General features: G+C 66.5%; 10 protein-coding genes and 1 pseudogene. 4 read left to right on the forward strand and 7 right to left on the reverse strand.

Annotated features, from left to right (window positions below; all coding sequences use genetic code 11):
• The coding region (locus AB0O34_RS13080; RefSeq protein ID WP_363915551.1) for a transposase at window positions 1-398 on the reverse strand (398 nt) is incomplete at its 3' end.
• 190 nt (window positions 399-588) lie between these two features.
• Entirely contained in the window at window positions 589-840 is a 252-nt protein-coding gene (locus AB0O34_RS13085; RefSeq protein ID WP_363915552.1) for a hypothetical protein, read from the reverse strand.
• A 34-nt stretch (window positions 841-874) separates the two neighbouring features.
• On the opposite strand from AB0O34_RS13085, the pseudogene AB0O34_RS13090 reads away from it, so the two are divergent.
• Window positions 875-1,618 (forward strand): annotated as a pseudogene (locus AB0O34_RS13090) (SDR family NAD(P)-dependent oxidoreductase); the annotation flags it as partial.
• A 22-nt stretch (window positions 1,619-1,640) separates the two neighbouring features.
• Here the strand turns inward: AB0O34_RS13090 and AB0O34_RS13095 are convergent.
• The 3 genes from AB0O34_RS13095 to AB0O34_RS13105 all read right to left on the reverse strand — a co-directional run bounded on the left by AB0O34_RS13095 (window position 1,641) and on the right by AB0O34_RS13105 (window position 6,606).
• Window positions 1,641-3,509 carry a potassium transporter TrkA gene (locus tag AB0O34_RS13095; protein WP_363915553.1) on the reverse strand — a complete coding sequence of 623 codons (1,869 nt, stop codon included), beginning with the start codon at window positions 3,507-3,509 and terminating at the stop codon, window positions 1,641-1,643.
• Window positions 3,510-3,810: 301 nt separating this feature from the next.
• Complete coding sequence (locus AB0O34_RS13100; protein ID WP_363915554.1) at window positions 3,811-5,730, reverse strand: adenylyl cyclase; 1,920 nt, start codon at window positions 5,728-5,730, stop codon at window positions 3,811-3,813.
• Window positions 5,731-6,180: 450 nt separating this feature from the next.
• The gene (locus tag AB0O34_RS13105) at window positions 6,181-6,606 is read right to left on the reverse strand and encodes an Lsr2 family protein (protein WP_363915555.1); all 426 of its coding nucleotides are present in this window, start codon (window positions 6,604-6,606) and stop codon (window positions 6,181-6,183) included.
• Between the two features lie 445 nt (window positions 6,607-7,051).
• Here AB0O34_RS13105 and AB0O34_RS13110 point away from each other — a divergent pair, with 445 nt between their 5' ends.
• Window positions 7,052-7,471: a hypothetical protein gene (locus tag AB0O34_RS13110; protein WP_363915556.1), complete on the forward strand. Its 420-nt coding sequence runs from the start codon at window positions 7,052-7,054 to the stop codon at window positions 7,469-7,471.
• A 312-nt stretch (window positions 7,472-7,783) separates the two neighbouring features.
• On the opposite strand, the gene AB0O34_RS13115 is transcribed toward AB0O34_RS13110, so the two are convergent.
• The gene (locus AB0O34_RS13115) at window positions 7,784-8,656 is read right to left on the reverse strand and encodes an NmrA family NAD(P)-binding protein (RefSeq protein ID WP_363915557.1); all 873 of its coding nucleotides are present in this window, start codon (window positions 8,654-8,656) and stop codon (window positions 7,784-7,786) included.
• A gap of 906 nt (window positions 8,657-9,562) precedes the next feature.
• Between AB0O34_RS13115 and AB0O34_RS13120 the strand changes: the two genes are divergently transcribed.
• Window positions 9,563-15,325 carry a ThuA domain-containing protein gene (locus tag AB0O34_RS13120; RefSeq protein WP_363915558.1) on the forward strand — a complete coding sequence of 1,921 codons (5,763 nt, stop codon included), beginning with the start codon at window positions 9,563-9,565 and terminating at the stop codon, window positions 15,323-15,325.
• A 267-nt stretch (window positions 15,326-15,592) separates the two neighbouring features.
• Window positions 15,593-15,769 (forward strand): hypothetical protein, encoded by a 177-nt coding sequence (locus AB0O34_RS13125; RefSeq protein ID WP_363915559.1) that lies wholly within the window; start codon window positions 15,593-15,595, stop codon window positions 15,767-15,769.
• A gap of 54 nt (window positions 15,770-15,823) precedes the next feature.
• Here AB0O34_RS13125 and AB0O34_RS13130 read toward each other — a convergent pair whose 3' ends face one another.
• On the reverse strand, window positions 15,824-17,491 hold the full coding sequence (locus AB0O34_RS13130; protein ID WP_363915560.1) for an ABC-three component system protein: 1,668 nt from the start codon (window positions 17,489-17,491) through the stop codon (window positions 15,824-15,826).
• Window positions 17,492-17,531: the final 40 nt, after the last annotated feature.

The raw sequence follows: 17,531 nt of genomic DNA on the forward strand, positions 1-17,531 counted from the left end.
ACCTGGGGATGCTTGTGCGGCGAGTAGTTGTCGGCGATCACGTACAACTTCTCGCCGGGCCAGCGGGTGCGCAGGGTCTTCAGGAAGGACAAGAACTCGCGCCACCGCTTGCGCTTGCGGATCCGGTAGTACAGCTTGCCGGTGGCCAGATCCAAGGCGGCGATCATCTGCATCACGCCGTGGTAGCGGTTGTAGGTCGCGCGAAGCCGAGCCGGCGAACCCACCGGCCGCCACCGCTTGCCCTTGCGCGGCATCAGATTCAGCGGCCCGAACTCATCAACGCAGATCACCCGCCCATCGGCGGGCGGGCGATCGTATAACTCCAGCACGCGCTGCATCTTGGCGATGAAGCCGGGGTCGGTGGAGGCCTTCCAGGTGGTGGTGGTCTGCCAGCTCACCCCACCCTTGCGCAGGATCCGCCGCGTCTCGCGCCTTGCTCTGCACCATGCACGAATCGTAGGCCGTCACGCTCGCTGGGCCGAGCAATGGGCTGAAGAGCCCCACCGCTCTCCCTGCGCCCGTCGTTTCCTGGAGCTGTTTCACCGCCGTTGATCGGTCGAGTTCACGGACGTTGTGGCACGCCCAGGGTCAGGCCGACGTGCTGACCCCGTTGTGCGTGCGCTGCGGCTGCTGTTGCCAGGGATCTCCGGAAGCACCGGCGGCGAGGTGTCGTTCGTAGCCGGCCACCTTGGTGTTGATGAGGTCGAGACAGTCGTGCAGCTGCGCGAGTCGCTCGGCGATGCGGCGCTGGTGCACGCGTAGCAGCTCGAGCCGTCCCGCCTCGTTGCCGGTGCCCTCACGGACGAGCTGGGCGAGCCGGCTGATCGCCGCCAGCGGCATGCCGGAGGCCCGGAATTAGGTCGTCGTCCCGGCACGTCGCCCCGAGCAGGCGCAGCAGGCACTCGCCGGCGTGGAAAGGGTCGAGGTCGACCGGCTCGATCTCGCCGACCTCGCCTCCGTCCGCGCGTTCGCCGAACGGTTCCGGCGCAGCCACGCCACCCTCGACATTCTGATCGCCAACGCCGGGATCATGGCCTGCCCCGAAACGCGGGTGGGGCCCGGCTGGGAGGCGCAGTTCGCCACCAACCACCTCGGCCACTACGCGCTGACGAACCTGCTGTGGCCCGCCCTCAAGGCAACCGGTAGGGCCCGTGTCGTCTCGGTCTCCTCCGGGTGCGACCCGGACTCGCGTATCCGCTGGGAAGACGTACAGTTTGCCCGCGGCTACGACAAGTGGGCCGCCTACGCCCAGTCCAAGCTCGCGAACATCCTGTTCGCCCGCCACCTCGATCGGCTCGGCGGACCGCATGGGGTCCACGCTTTCTCGGTGAACCCCGGCTGGATCCTCACTCCCCTGCAACGACACCTTGAGGTCGACGAGATGGTCGCCGCCGGCTGGATCGATACTGGCGGTACTCCGGCGCCGGGTCTGTTCAAGACACCCGAGCAAGGCGCGGCGACCCAGGTCTGGGCCGCTACATCACCCGAGCTCGACGCGCACGGCGGTGACTACTGTGCCGACTGCCACATCACCGAAGGCGGCCCGGCAGACAGCGGTGAAGCATCCCGTCTCTGGGCGCTCTCGGCCGACCTGACCGGCCTGAACCTCATCCACTGAGCCAGATCCACCCCGCGCGTCGCTATTCCTCGGTAAGCACGATGACGTTGTCGTCCGCGCCGAGGGTCAGAGGCTCTGTTTTGGATGGATTGAGGCTGACTCCGTAGGAAGGAGGCTGGTCGCTGTGGCGCTTGAGCCGGTAGCCGATGGCCGTCTGTCCTCGCCGCTTGGCCGCTTCGATGACGGTGGCGAAGTTCGCCTCCACGCCGGGGCTGACGTAGTCGGACGCGGGCCTCAGGAAGATCTCCGATCCGGCGGGGTCGAAAAGCTGGGCGAAGACTCCCTGTAGGTGGCGGTTCTCAGCCAGCTGGGTCAGCAGCAGGCTGATCAGCTTGGTGCTGACGATGAAGTCGTCGGCCTTGGTGACCTGGAAGATCTCCCGGTTGCGGTCGTCGTTGATCTCGGTGACGATCGAGTACGGGTCGCCGAGCCGCACCTCGATGTCGCGCAGGTGGAGCAGGGTCACCAGCGTGCGGTCGTCGGCGTGGCCGAAGTCGACGCTGTCGTCCGCCAGCACGATGATGTGCTTGTAGCTGCCCAGGTCAAGGGTCTCCAGTGATGCTCTGCTGGTCGGCTCGCAGTGCTTGTAACCGATGGTCAGGTTCTTGCGCGCGGTCTGCAGGACGTCGACGGGTCTGCGCGGGGCGGCGATGTCCACGACCGAGTGTGGCTCGACCAGACGTTCCAACAGGTCGATGATCTTCGTCGCGCGGGAGTTCCAGCCGATCAGCAGGGTGCGGTCCGGCATCGGACGCCGGTCGGGGACCGAGGTGATCGCCGCCTCCTCGATAAGGGGAGGGGAGTCGGCCAGCCGGATGAGCAGGTCGTCTTCGGCGAGCACGATCAGGTGGTCACTGGTACCGATGGAGGTGTCCATCGGAGGGTTGACGACCACCGCTCCGTCGATCCTGCGCAGCCCGATGGGAACGCCGAGATCGTAGGCGTTGAGCGCCTGGCCGTAGGTCGACCCGGCGAGTGCGGGCTCGGGGCGGATGTAGATCTCGTTGCCGGCGAAGTCGAGCAGGTCGGTGCAGACCATGGACAGGCCTGACTGGCGATGCGACTGAACGACGAGGCGGACGGCGATGTCGTCGGCGTCGATCACCAGAGCGGCCTCGCCGCCGGCGAGACGGGCGGCGGCGAGGTTCTCCGAGTTCTGTACAGCGGTGACCACGTGTGGGCGGGCGCCGCGCCAGGTGCGGTTGTTCAGCAGCAGCAATGCCTTGATCACGTGGATGTCGGCGTCATGGCCCGGGGGTGGCAGTACCATGATCGACTTCGCCGTGTCCGGGCTCACCAGTTCCAGGTCGGCTCGCTTGAGCGGACTGCCGGATCGGCAGATCACCCGTGTACGGCCCGTCTCGCCGATGTGGGCCCGGATCTCGTCGTCCATGTCCACCTTGTCGCGGTCGGCGAGGATCACCACGCAGGAGCGCCGTTGGCCCTGGTTCGCCTTGACGAGCTCCTCGATGACGGTGAAGACCTGCTCCGACCAGCCGAGCACGATCGTGTGCCCCTGCTCGATGAGGCGGGACCGGCCCTTGCGCAACTGGGCGATCCGGTTCTCCAGGCCGGCGGTCAGCACACCGATTAGCGAGCTGACGATGAAGATGCCGCCGATGGTGACCATGAGCATCAGAGCCAGGAAGAGGGGACTCCCGGTATCGCCGCCCAGGGTGCCGGGGTCGATGGCCCGCATCAGGCTCATCCACGTGACGCCGAGCCAGCCGCCGTCCACCTCGACGTCCTCGGCGGGGATGAGGGTGACGACCAGCGCGGTGACCAGCGCGATGAGCACGACGGATGCGAGGCCCAGCCAGCCGATCAGCGCGGGGGTCCCGCGATCCATCGTGCCGTCGAACCAGTACCGCAGGCGATCCCGCAGTTTCATGTGCACCGTTCCAGATTCCCCAGCTCATTGGCGTCACAGCGACCCGGCGCGTGGAGCCATCCGGTTGCGATCATTGAGGCAGGCGCGGCGGCAGGGCACCCACGTGTCAGTGATCCTCCGGCAGGCTACCGTGGTCTTCCGACAGCCAGTAGCGCGGGAAGCCGTTCCGATCAACACGCCGGGCACCTCGGCTGCCAGGATCCGGCGCAGGCGAATGCGGCTCACAGCGGGCTGGTGGGCCGGAGTTGGGAAACTCCGGCCCACCTGGACGGCGATGGTGCCGTTGTGTTGTGCGGGGGTTCTACGGGGCCGGGTACTGCGTGACGTAAACCGGTGAACCCACCTTGGTCGTGTCGGCCGGGTCGCCTACGCCGTTGACGACGTGGTCGATGATTCCGGCGCTCAGGTTGACCGTCATGATGTGGTGCAGCTTGACGCCCGGGGTCTGGGGGACCTCGAAGCCGTTCTCGGTGTGGATGGCCGGGTTGTTCTGGTTGAAGACGTAGACGCCACCGCCGTAGAGGTTGTGGGTCTTCACGCGGTTGCCGACCTTGTAGCCGGCGAAGCCCTCGACCGAACCGTTCATCCAGTCGGCCTGGGTCGGCGGGTCGTACGGCAGCTCGTTCTGGTACAGGATGGTCGTGCCGTCGTCGCCGTTCCAGACGGTGTTGTACCGCTGGAAGTGCTCGACGAACAGGCCGGTCGCGGTCACGTGGTCACCGTTGATGACGGCGCCGTAGCGGCCGATGTTGGTGTTCCACCGCTGGGTGTCGGTGAAGCCCTCGACGCCGTGGTCGGCGCGCCACACCCAGGTGTGGTCGATGATCACGTTGTCGCTGTTGACCTCGAGCGCGGTGTCGGCCTTGCCGACGTGCGGTCCACCGACGCGGAAGTACACGTCGGACAGGGTCGTCGGGTTGTCCGCCGGACCCGGACGCCGGCCGTGGTCGTCGTCCCTGCCGTGGCCGTCCTTGCCGTGGTTCTTGCCCACGCGCAGCAGAACCGGCGACTTCACAAGGCCCGCGTCGATCGTGACGCCGGCGATGACCACGCCGGGGACGTCGGCGACGTCGAGCGGGGTCGAGCCGTTGACGGCGGTGAGCGTGGCGTGTCCGATGCCCAGAACCACCGTGTCGGCGCGCTTGACCTCGATGTTGCGCGCTACGTCGTACACGCCCGGCGTGAGCAGCAGGTTCTTACCGCGCGCGAGCTCGTTGTTGATGGTCTTCACCGAGTCCGACGGCTTCGCGACGAAGAAGTCGGAGATGGGCAGCGTGCGGCCCGGCGTCATGCCATTGGCCCACGTGATGCCACGAGTGTTCTTCTGGGCGGCGGGCACGCGGACGTTGTACTTGCCCTTCGCGTCGAGGAACAGGTACGGCTTCTCGCGGCTCACCGGAGTGGTGTCGAGCGTGGTGTACGGCGGGTTCGGGAAGGCGGCGTCGTCCGGAGCACCGACGACACCCGAGAAGACCTGGTTCCACACGCCGTTGGACCAACCGGCGACCTCGCTGTTGCGGGTCAGCCACTGCTGCTGCGATCCGTTCGTGACGGACGGCAGCTTGGAGTCGGCGATGAAGCCGCCGCTGGCGTACTGCGGGCCGGCGGTGCAGTAGTCCATCAGCGACAGGCCGCCACCGGTGACGTTGAGGCGGCGCATGGACACGGCCTGGGAGACGGCCCAGAAGTTCGCCGATGCCCTGCAGCCGTCCTGGCCGGCCGCGTTGATGTTGATCGACAGGTTGGAAAGGGTGCGCCAGAAGTTGACGAGCGCGAGGCAGTTGCTCGTGCCGCCGTTCTCCAGGCAGCGGTTGTAGACCTCGACCTTGCCGTTGATGACGACGTCGGTGGGGGAGGCGCCCAGGCCGGCGATCTCGGTGTAGTAGCCGACCTTGATCTGGAGCGGGTGCTCCGCGGTGCCGTACGTGCCCGGCTTGAACACGTAGGCGTGGCGGTTGGTGCCCATCTCGTTGTCGACCTGTGCGGCGTGCGCCGCGTCGAGGGTGGCCTGGATGTCACCGACCGGCATGCTCGGATCGAAGACGGTGACGTTCGACCCGAAGTCCGGGGTGCGGGGTTCCGGTGAGGCGGCGTTCGCGATGGTTCCCGTCGTCATGACGGCGGTCGTCAGCACGAGGCCGAGCGCGAACGCCCGTCCGAGTTGCCTGCGGCCGGGGCTCCGCCTCGCGGAACCTCCATTGCCAGGGGGCAGGGTGCTCATACGGTTCGTCCTTTCCGCTGGGCGTGCGGCGCTACGTGAACAGAAGACGTCGGGGGGGTGGCGGGCATGAGGACCGGGCGAATGGGGTGCTTCGATGAATGCGGAAGCGCTCTCGCGTGCCGGGCGTTCACAATGGTCATCGACCTGTCTGGTGGGGGATGGCGACTGGATCCTACGGGCCAGAGGTGAGAGAGCGCTCTCTCATTACGGGACATGTGTCCAGCCGTGGAAGATGGATGTTGTTGGGATGTTTCTACCGTGTGAATCGGTCCAGCGTCCATGTCCGCGCGGCGGTTGATTTTCGCGGACGGGCGCTCAGGGGTCCGCCACCGGCGGGCACCGGGTCAACGGTGGCGGGAAGGGATGCGGAGCCCGGTCGGCCCGGTGTGGCGGCCGCCCTGTCGGGAGGCGATTCCGAGTCAGGGGCCGCCACCCCGGCCGGCCTCTGGGTCAGGTGCCGGCGTTCGGCTCCGTGCCCTCCTGTGCGTCTCCGCCCGCCTGTTCCTCCGGCACCGACTGCGTGGAGGTCGCGTCGGGATGGGCGGCGACGAACTGCTCGATGACCTCGTCGGTGACCTTGCCCCGGACGGCTACCTCCAGACCTTGCTCGCGTGCCCATGCGCGAACGTCGGTGAGGGTGTAACCCTGCAATCGGGGCGAGGGGTCGGTGATCTTCTTGGGCCGCGACGCCTGCTTCACCTCACGGGAGCGCTCCAGGACCTCTTCGAGGAACGTGAGAGCCTCGCTCAGCCGTTGCTGGTTGGCATCGGACAGGTCGATGGCGAAGGTCCGGTTCAGCAGCGGGAACTCCCGTCTCGCCACGTCATCGCCCTCGGAGCAGTCGAGGTCGTCGACGAGTATCACCTTCTGCGCCACGTACACCCCTTCCCGGGTGAGTCACCGTCTGTCTGGACCGTGGCATCATACTGGCGTTCGAGAAACAGTCATGTTATTGACTCAAGCCGGAGCTCCCACCGCATACCGAGCCGGACTCGAAGAAACCCCCCGCCCGAGGCCGCTGCCGAGCGTTCCGGACGGGCAGGCCGGTACGGAGCGCGAGTTTGTCAATGAACTGCGGAATCCCCGGCCTAAGGTTTTCTCCGGGTGGCGGCCAAAGGCCCTTTACGCTGCCCTGACTCGCATATTCGTCGAGAATCCGGCCGATACTATTGGGCCTTATTGCAAGCTGAAACCCATCAAGACTTTTACCTCTTCGTGACCGGTGACACATGCTCGGCCGTTGAGACGTGCAGGATATGCTGGCGTGACTTCAGTGGTTTCCTCAAAGCTGTCGAGGGGTGTGGACGAAATGGGGAATCGCATGCTCGATAACAAGAAGGTCCGGGTGTCTGTTTTGGTGGGCGCGGCGGCCGGTCTCGTCGCGGGCGTCGCGTGGACCGGGGGCGCAGAAGCGGCTATCTCCGCCGTTACCAAGGCGACGGCCCCGTACGCGCAGGCAGCTGCCGTGGTCAACTCCGACGGGAGTATCAACCGCGCCAAGGGAATCAAAGCAGTCACGAAGCCTGCCGTCGGACAGTACTGCGTCGAGCTGGAAGACAAGGACCTGGACGTCACGAAGCTTGTTCCGTCGGCCACCTTGCAGTACACGTCCTTCGAGTACGGAATCCGTGTGTCAATGTGGCCGGATCCCGTCTGCGGCACCCGAAGGGACACTTTCCTTGTCATCACTGGAATGCCGAACAAATGGGAAGACCGAGCATTCTCGATTGTCATTCCATAACCCTGCGATCGCGGCTTCGTCAATGTGCGGCCCGTGAGTGACACCTCTCCCCAGGGGATTCACAGACGGTGGACGTGGTGCTACGTCACCGGCAGGGAGATCCACATATGCCGACAGCTCCAGGAGGGCGCGCGGAGATGAATCCGCGTCAGCTCGCCGCGGCAGTCAACGCGTGGTTGAAGCTGTCCTGACCCTGACTGCCTAGAAATCTGACGCCGGCCCGCAACCGAACGACGAGGCCCCGTACGTGGTGGGGCACCGTCGTTTCCCGGATGCCGACGAACGTGGGCCCTCGTGCTGGCGATGCCGTTGTCAGGCCCGGAAGGCGTCCGCATGCTCGGAGGCCCACTGGGTGAAGGTGCGGGCCTGGTGGCCGGTGAGGTTCTCTACGGTGTTGGTTACGGTGGAGCCGAGTTCGTGGTCGGTGCCGTAGAGCTTGAGAAGGAACTCGACCATCTCCCGGTGGCCGATCCCGGGGGTGTCGCCGAAGACCTTGAAGAGGAACATGTCCGGCGGCGTGCCTTCCTCGACCCATTCCTTCCGGGTCTGGTCGGGTGTGAGTTCCTCGAACCTCAGATCCCGGCCGGTGGCTTCACTGAGGATGCGGATCTTGTCGCGGGGGGTCAGCACCTCGGGTCCGGTGATGGTGTAGGCCTGCCCGGCGTGGCCGTCCTCGGTCAGGGCCACTGCCGCCACGGCGCCGATGTCGGACTCATGGACGGGGGCGCTCTTGCGGTCGCCGTACGGCTCGCGGATGACGCCGTCGGCGCGCAGCCGCGCACCCCAGTCGGCCAGCGTGTTGCCCATGAACTCGATCGGCTTCAGGGCGGTCCACTCCAGAGTGCTGGACCGGACGGCGGGCTCCAGGGTGCCTTCCTCCCAGCCGCCAAGGAGGGTGACCCTGCGAACTCCCGCCCGCAGGATCAGGTCGACGATCTCTTCTCCGTTGCCCAGCGGCTTGTAGTCCTTGCCGAAGTTGATCAGATGGGCGGCGGTGACGCCGTCGAAGGCCCGCGTCAGGGTGGCCGCGTCGGTGAGGTCGCCGGCGACGACCTCCACGCCTTCCGGCAGGCGGGCCCTGGCCGGAGCGCGGGTCAGCGCGCGCACCTTCTGGCCCGCGCGCAGCAGGTGCTGGACGGTGTGGCCGCCGACGGTTCCGGTGGCTCCGGTGACCAGAACGGTCATGATGACACTCCTTGTAAGGATCGACCGGCTCTCGATGGATGGTCACGCTGGTCGGTTCGGACGCGCGGCGACCTGCTCAGCCTCGAACTCGTTCGGCGACCTGCCCCGACGTGGTGAACCTCGCTCGCTACCCAAGAGCCCCCCGGCGCCGCGAGTGTGACATCAGGGCTGTGGGAGCGGTCCGTTCGGTCATTTGGGTCTATACAGGCACGAAGGAGCTGTGTTAAAACCTCGTTAATTGATCTACAAGAAATAAAAAGGCGGTGTGGCGGCGTGAACGACAACGGCGGCACACCTCCGTGCGCCGGGCGGTGCCCCGCTCGCGGCCAGGCTTCGGCACCCTCTCGGGGGACGTCGCGAGCGTGGCCGACCCGCGCATCCAGGCAATCAGTACGACGGAGACGGCACTCCTCCGGCTACACCCCCCGCATCACCCCGGCAATCAGCGCGGCGGCGCGCGCCTTGTCTGACTTAGTCATGAGGTCAGGACGACATGCCCATCCCCCTCCAATCCTGGCTGGTCGGTGCCCGAGGTTCGGTGGCCACGACGGCCATCGCATCCCCGTGGCCCGCTGAGCCCGACCGCCGGGCTCGACCGGCGTACCGGCCGCGAACCGGCTCCCATCCCGAACGGGTATTCGAGCCGCGAACCGGCTCCCATCCCGGACGAGTACTCAAGCCGCGAACCGGCTCCCGTGTTCCATGGGCACACGAGCCGCGAACCGGCTCCTACGCATGCTCCCCAGCGCCCGCCGACCGGGCGCGATCTTCCTCGCATTTCATCGCTGCCCCCCACTTCGAGGAAACACGAATGCGCATCTCCCACCCGCATCTCCATATGCCATCCGGCACTGACCATGAGCACATCCATGCCGAGCGCTCCCGCGACAGCGTGCGGGGTGTGGCATGAGAAGGCTGCTGACAGCCCTGGTTCTGCTCGTCTCCACCCTCCTGGTCCCGGCCACCGCCAACGCGTCGGCCGCCAAAGCCTCGGCGCTTAATGCGGCGGCGCCCAACGCGGCGGCGCCCAATGCGGCGGCCGCTGATCCGCCGTTCGCCGCGCTGGTCTTCTCCAAGACCGCCGCCTTCCGGCACAGCTCCATCCCCGCGGGCGTCGCGGCCATCAAGAAGCTCGGCCAGGAGCACAACTTCACCGTCGACGCCACCGAGGACGCCGGCGCCTTCACCGAGGAGAACCTGGCCAAGTACGCGGTGGTGGTCTTCCTGTCCACCACGGGCGACGTCCTGGACGCCGCTCAGCAGACCGCCTTCGAGCACTACATCGAGGCCGGCGGCGGGTACGCGGGCGTGCACGCGGCCGCTGACACCGAGTACGACTGGCCCTTCTACGGCAAGCTGGTCGGTGCGTACTTCAAGCAGCACCCCACGCCGCAGCAGGCCGTCGTCAAGGTCGAGGACCCCGCTCACCCGTCCACCGCCGGGCTTCCCGACCGCTGGACCAGAAGCGACGAGTGGTACGACTTCCGTACCAACCCGCGCGGTACCGTCCACGTCCTGACCTCCCTGGACGAGAAGAGCTACAGCGGCGGCACGATGGGTGCCGACCACCCCAACAGCTGGTGCCAGAACTACGACGGCGGTCGCTCCTGGTACACCGCGCTGGGCCACGACGACGCCTCGTACGTCGAGCCGAACTTCCTGAAGATGCTGCTGGGCGGCCTGCAGACCGCCGCCGGCGTGGTGCCGGCCGACTGCTCGGCGAGCCTGGACTCGGCGTTCGAGAAGGTCACCCTCGACGACAACACCTCCAACCCGATGATGCTGGACGTCGCCCCCGACAACACGGTCTTCTACATCGACCGTCTCGGCGACATGAAGGCGGTCAAGCCGGACGGCGGCGTCGTCACCTCTGGCCACCTGAACGTCTTCACCGCCAACGAGAGCGGCCTGCTCGGCCTGGCCCTCGACCCGGCGTTCGCCACGAACCGCTGGGCGTACGTGTACTACTCGCCGCAGGCCAAGGTCGTGGACCGGCTCTCGCGCTTCACCATCAAGCCGGACCTGACGCTCGACCTCACCAGCGAGAAGGTCGTGCTGGAAGTGCCCGTACAGCGGGCCGAGTGCTGCCACCACGGCGGTGGCATGGTGTTCGACAAGGCCACCGGCGACCTGTGGCTGGCCAACGGTGACAACACCAACCCGTTCGCCTCCGACGGGTACACCCCGATCGACGAGCGCTCCGGGCGGACCGCCTGGGACGCCCAGGGCAGCGCGGCCAACACCAACGACCTGCGCGGCAAGGTGCTGCGCATCCACCCCGAGCCTGACGGGACGTACACCGTCCCCGCGGGCAACCTGTTCCCGCCGGGCACGGCGAAGACCCGCCCGGAGATCTACGGGATGGGCTTCCGCAACCCGTTCAGGATCGGCATCGACCCGAAGACGCACAAGCTGCTGGTCGCCAACTACGGACCGGACGCGGGCAACCCCAGCGCCACGCGCGGCCCGGAGAACACGGTCGAGTGGGACATCCTCAACGCGCCCGGGTTCTACGGCTGGCCGTACTGCGTGGGCAACAACAAGCCCTACATCGACTTCGACTTCGCGACGAACACCCCCAAGCAGGCGTTCGACTGCGCGGCGCCGAAGAACGACTCGCCCAACAACACCGGCCTCACCGACCTGCCCAAGGCGCTGCCGGCCACCGTCTACTACCACTACGCGGCCGACCCCGCCTTCCCCGAGCTGGGCGGCGGCGGCGCGCCGATGGCGGGCCCCGCGTACCGCTTCGACCCCGCGCTGGTGTCCGACCGCAAGTGGCCGGCCTACTGGGACGGCAAGGCGGTCTTCGGCGAGTGGAACCAGGACCACCTGTACTCGTTCCAGCTCAGCGCCGACGGCTCGCAGCTGGTCGACATCAACCCGATGCTGACCTCGATGCGATTCAAGAAGCCGATGGACATGAAGTACGGTCCCGACGGCGCCCTGTACCTCATCGAGTGGGGCTCCGGCTTCGGCGGTGACAACACCGACTCCGGCGTCTACCGGATCGACTACGTGCAGGGCAACCGGGCACCGGTCGCCAAGGCGAAGGCCGACAAGGCCTCGGGTACGGCGCCGCTGACCGTGCAGTTCTCCAGCGCGGGATCGACCGACCCCGACGGGACCGCGCTCACGTACGCCTGGGACTTCGACGGCAACGGAACCGTCGACTCGACCGAGGCGAACCCCTCGTACACCTACACCACGGCGGGCAACTTCACGGCCGTACTGACTGTGAAGGACGAGGGCGGCAAGACCGCCACCGCGAACGTCCCGGTCGTGGTCGGCAACACGGCGCCGACCGTGAAGATCAACCTTCCGCCCGACGGCGGCCTGTTCGAGTTCGGCGACCAGGTGAAGTTCACCGTCACGGTCACCGACCCCGAGGACGGCACGGTCGACTGCGCGAACGTGAAGGTGCAGGCCATCCTGGGACATGACACCCACGGCCACCCGCTCGACCAGTACACCGGCTGCTCGGGCACCGTGCAGACCACCCTGTCCTCCGGGCACAGCGACGGCGACAACGTCTTCTACGTGCTTGAGGCCAGCTACACCGACAAGGGCGGCGCGGGCTCCTCGGGGCCGCTGACCGGCAGGGCCCAGGCGGTCCTGCAGCCCAAGCACAAGCAGGCCGAGTTCTTCACCGAGACGGGCCGCATCCCCGGCGCCGCCGGCACCGGTGACCCCGGGGTGAAGGTGGAGCCCGCCTCCGACACGCAGGGCGGCTTCAACGACATCGGCTCCATCGAGGACGGCGACTACTGGAGCCACGACCCGGTCAACCTGACGGGGATCGGGGCCCTGAGCTTCCGCGCGGCCTCCGCCTCCACCGGCGGCACGATCGAGGTCCACACGGGCAAGGCCGACGGGCCGTTGGTGGGCAAGGTCGAGGTGACCAACACCGGCGGCTGGCAGACCTACAGTGACTTCCGGCTGACGCTGACCGACCCGCCGACGTCCAGCGGACCGCTGTACTTCGTCGTCCGCAGGTCCGCGGGCAGCGACAACACCGGTGGGCTGCTCAACGTCAACTGGACCGACTTCATCGGCAAGGGCGTCACCGACAACCAGCGCCCCGCCGTCGCCATCACCGCTACCCCGGACAAGGGCTCGGCGCCGTTGCAGGTCAGCCTGCACGCCGAGGCCAGTGACCCTGAAGGCGACACGCCGCTCACCTACAAGTGGAACCTCGGCGTGGCCGGTGCCCCGGCTCCCACCACGCCCGACGCCTCCTACACCTACCAGGCGCCCGGCAGCTACGACGCGTCCGTCACCGTGACCGACGCCAAGGGCGCCTCGCGCACCGAGCATGTCCGCATCACCGTGGACAGTCCCGGCACCACCTGCCTCACCGGCAAGTCCGACGGCTTCGACGCCGTCGCGCTCGACCGCTCGCGGTGGACCGTGCTGGGCGAGAACCAGGACCTGCGGGTCGCCGACGGTGCCCTGCACATCCCCACGGCCCTCGCGGACATCTACGGCACCAGCAACACCCCCATCCCCAACATGGTGCTGCAGTCCGCGCCCAGCGGGGCCTGGCAGGCCACGGCGAAGCTGACGATCGCCGCGAAGGACGCCTACCAGCAGGCGGGCCTCATCCTCTACGGCGACGACGACAACTACGCCAAGATGGTGATCCAGGGGCGTACCACCAACGACCCGGCCACTCGCATCTTCCAGTTCGTCAGGGAAGAGGCGGGCGTGCCGAACGAGGTGGCCGCGTCCAACACCGCCAACCTTGGGGCCGCGTTCCCGAACACGGTCTACGTCCGGCTGGCCAGCAACGGCACGACCCTCACCGCCTCCTACTCGGCCGACGGGCTGACCTGGACGGCGATGCCGCAGACCGACAAGGCCGTGGCCGGCATCGTCAACCCGCGCATCGGACTGGTGTCCTTCGCCAGCACCGGTAACAGGCCCGTCATCGACGCCGCGTTCGACTGGTTCCAGCTCACGCCGGACGGCAGCGCGGGCCCGGTGACGCCGGACGACGAGTTCGACGGCGCTTCCCTGGACGCCTGCCGGTGGTCCACCATCGTCCGTCCCGACGCGGCGGCGACCCGGGTGACCGGCGGCAACCTGGAGATCGACACCATCAAGGGTGACATCTACGGCACCGACAACAGCGGAGCGAAGAACTTCATCCTGCAGACCCCGCCGTCCGGGGACTGGAGCGTGGAGACGAAGATCGACGGGTCGGCGCTCAACGAGGCCTACCAGCAGGGCGGGCTGATCGCCTACGTCGACGACGCCAACTACGTGAAGCTCGACTACCTCGCCGACAGTGCCACCTCGCGCAGGGTGGAGTTCCGCAGTGAGATAGGCGACGCCGTACAGAACCCGCAACCGCAGACCACCGGCCTCACCCAGGGCGTGTGGTGGCTGCGGCTGACCAAGACCGGCACGACCTACCACGGATTCACCTCCTCCGACGGCAAGGCCTGGACCGAGGTCGGCTCCGGGCTGGTCAACGCGGCGGTGAGCAACGCCAAGGTCGGCGTGTTCGCCATCGGGGTCAACGCGGCGGCGTCCAAGACGGCTAAGTTCGACTTCTTCCACGCCTCGTGGGGGCAGCCGGCCGACACCACGCCGCCGAAGGTCTCGGCGACGACCACCCCGGCGGCGCCCGACGGCGGCAACGGCTGGTTCGTCTCCAGCGTGGCGGTCACCGTGACCGCCTCCGACAGCGGATCTGGGCTGGCCTCCACCGAGGTCAGCGTGGACGGTGGCCCGTGGGCGCCGTACACCGACCCGGTGACCGTCGCGGCCGACGGCGTGCACACGGTGGCCTACCGGGCCGCCGACAAGGCCGGCAACACCGCCGACGGCACCATCCAGGTGAAGAAGGACGCCACGGCGCCCCTGACCACCGCGCAGTTCGCCCCGGCGAACGACGACGGCTGGCACGGAGCCACCGTGCCGGTCACGCTCACTGCTTCCGACGGCGGCTCGGGCCTCGCGGGCATCGAGTACTCGCTCGACGGCGGCGCCTGGAAGTCGTACACCGAGCCGGTCAACATCACCGGCGACGGCAGCCACACCCTGGCCTACCGGGCCAAGGACAAGGCCGGCAACGTGGAGACCGAGAAGGCCGCCGCGGTGAAGATCGACGGCACCAAGCCGACCGTCCTGGTGTCCGGCATCTCCGACAGCCAGATCTACGGCGACAGCCAGGACCTGCGCATCACCTGGCAGGCCGTGGACAGCACCTCGGGGGTGAAGACCCTCACCGGCACGCTGGACTCGGGGGCCTACTCCTCGGGCAGGCTGCAGGCGCTGTACGAGCTGGCTCTGGGCACGCACGCGCTGTCGGTCACCGCGACCGACTACGCGGGCAACGCCACCACTACCAAGGTCACCTTCGGGATCACCACCTCCACCAGGGACCTGAGCATGCTGATCGACAGGTTCGCCGCGACCAGCAGGCTCAGCCAGGCCAGCGCCAACAAGCTCCAGGCGCAGCTCACCAAGGCCCGCAAGGAGGAGGCGAAGGACAACGACGCCAAGACCATCAAGGAACTGGAGAAGTTCAAGACCCTCGTCAACGACCCGAAGACCGTGCCGACCGCCGAGATCCGCGACGTCCTCATCAGGGACACCGACACGGTGATCGCCAAGCTCTCGGGACCCGCCGCGAGCAAGAACCAGAACAAGAAGAAGTAATGACATCGCGGCACGGGGACGTCTCGACGAGCGTCCCCGTCGCCGCCCGCCCCTCCTACGCACGCGCGCGGATGGCTCTGACCACCGGCGCATGACACCGACGGCGGCCCGGTCTCCTGAAGACCGGGCCGCCGTCCCGTTGTACGTCCAGTCGTCCCGTTGTACGTCCGGTCCGGCGCCGTTTCAGTGACCGGCTAGAAGGCGATCTCCCGCCAGGTGGGGACCTCCGCTGCGGGGTCAGTGCCTTGGGGAGGATGGCGATCCGCCATGGCCCGGTTCAGGCCCGTTGCCGACGTAGCCCTGCCGCGCACCGCCGGTCCCGACCTGGCCACCCGCGTACGCGAGCTCAAGGCCGCCGGCCGCCAGGAGCAGGCGGTGTATCTGGTGCGCGGTGAGACCGGCATGGACTCGCGAGAGGCCCACCTCTTCGTCGACAGCATCTGATCAACGGACGCCCCGGCTTCGTCGACGGGCAGGAGGGTCAGCGAGTGGAACCACTCAGAAACGGAAGCCGAACAGCCCGCCATCGGGTTGGTCGGTCAGATGCGGCTCGATGATGTAGGGATCGGCGTCGAATCCCATCGACACGGCTTTATTTAGATCGTCGGAGTTCATCGTGACGACGTACTGCATCTGCTCGCTCTCGGTGACTTCTGCAGCCAGCTGCAGCGCACGTGCCACCTGGCGTTCATCCACACCGTCATAGAGATGACTGTCGTGGACGAGGAAATCAGGGGCACGACCGGCACGATGGGCAATGACGGCAGCAGTGAGATCGAAACAGAAGATCACCATATTGTGAATACCTCTGCTCCCGTCATCCTCGATCTTGGGCTCGATCTGCATCCGCTGCTTACTCGGGCTGAAGGCGAGATAAGGATTTCGTCCGTCTCCATACAGACGCCGGGCGTACTGGTTGAAGAGGGCGTTGGCCTCACGAGTTATGGAGTCGCGCTCCTCAAGATCGGTCACCATTTCCTGTTCGAGATCAAGCCGTTTCGACTCGATTTCCCGTCGGCTGGCTTCGAGTGCTTGGGCGGCTTGAAATCGGTGACGTAGGGACTCAAGATGCGCCTGTTCGCGAGCCAGGGCGTATTGCAATGAGTTGAGTGCGTCAAGCGCGCCACCTGAGTTTAGTGTACGCAAGAGCGCAGCCTGCCGCTCACCCAGGCGTTCACGCACTTTAGCGCGGTCATCCAACAGTTGCCGCAGCCGGGATATCTCCTCGTGTAGTTGCCGTTCGCGATTGCGCACGACAGTTTCATGAAAGGCGCGCACATCGTCAAAACGGCGGCGTACTTCCTTACCAAGAACCAAGTTAAGCTGTTTGTAGGCCGATTCGAGGTATCTATCGTCAGGCTCGGTGACCTCGTCGACGGCCTGCTCCAGGTCCTGCAGGTTACGTCGCTCCACTGCCTCAGATGATCGAAGCATCCGAATTTCCTGATCGACCTCATCGGCTTCACGACGGATTTTTTCATACTCGGGAACGACTTGAAAGTCGGCGATCTGATGTTGCAGCTCGCTTATCCTTTGCTCTACGGCCCCAATCTCGCCTCGAAGTTCCGCTGACTTGCCGACAATCTTCCCCCAAACGGGATCTTTGGCTGCCTCGACGAGTTTCTTCCTTGTGGATTCCTGATTCGACAGGAGTCGGTACTGGGCGGCGAGACCAACATCCAAACCGAACATGTGGCACAAGTTCACCATCGCATCGTGTGGCGATTGCTGAGCAAATGTTCTGGTCGGCTCAAGGAAACCGCCGGTATTGACGCGGCGTATCGCGAAGGAGAGTAGCGTTCTGCCGCTGATCTCCCCTCCCTTGGAGTTAACTCCGTAGAGATCCCGCTCGATCACCTGTTGCCAGTCTTTTAACGATATTTGGGCCGCCTGTTCGAACAAGGTTGCTGGCGCGTTCCGTGTGACGTCCGAATCGATGATCAAAGTTTTTGGGAAGGCTGGCGAGCGATGTACTGTCAGCGGTCTGACGCGGCCGGGCCAGTCGAGACTCAACTCGAAAGTGTGTCTGCGGATCTTCTCGTTTCCCCACAGTGCCCTGGTTTCGTTGCGGGCGCCCAGAAGGAAATGGAGTAACTCCACCATGCTCGACTTTCCGGAGCCGTTTCGGCTGTCGGTGTCGCTCGAGATGTTAGTACGCTCGGCCACGAGAATGTTAAGACCTGGACCAAAGTGGATCTTTCGGAAC

Origin of the sequence: Sphaerisporangium sp. NPDC088356, assembly GCF_040685555.1 — a bacterium.
GTDB lineage: Bacteria > Actinomycetota > Actinomycetes > Streptosporangiales > Streptosporangiaceae > Sphaerisporangium.

Coding starts and splice junctions, on each gene's coding strand:
- AB0O34_RS13110 (WP_363915556.1), top strand. CDS start 7,052: ATGCTCGATAACAAGAAGGTCCGGGTGTCTGTTTTGGTGGGCGCGGCG.
- AB0O34_RS13115 (WP_363915557.1), bottom strand. CDS start 8,656: ATGACCGTTCTGGTCACCGGAGCCACCGGAACCGTCGGCGGCCACACC.
- AB0O34_RS13100 (WP_363915554.1), bottom strand. CDS start 5,730: ATGAGCACCCTGCCCCCTGGCAATGGAGGTTCCGCGAGGCGGAGCCCC.
- AB0O34_RS13085 (WP_363915552.1), bottom strand. CDS start 840: ATGCCGCTGGCGGCGATCAGCCGGCTCGCCCAGCTCGTCCGTGAGGGC.
- AB0O34_RS13125 (WP_363915559.1), top strand. CDS start 15,593: ATGGCCCGGTTCAGGCCCGTTGCCGACGTAGCCCTGCCGCGCACCGCC.
- AB0O34_RS13120 (WP_363915558.1), top strand. CDS start 9,563: ATGAGAAGGCTGCTGACAGCCCTGGTTCTGCTCGTCTCCACCCTCCTG.
- AB0O34_RS13095 (WP_363915553.1), bottom strand. CDS start 3,509: ATGAAACTGCGGGATCGCCTGCGGTACTGGTTCGACGGCACGATGGAT.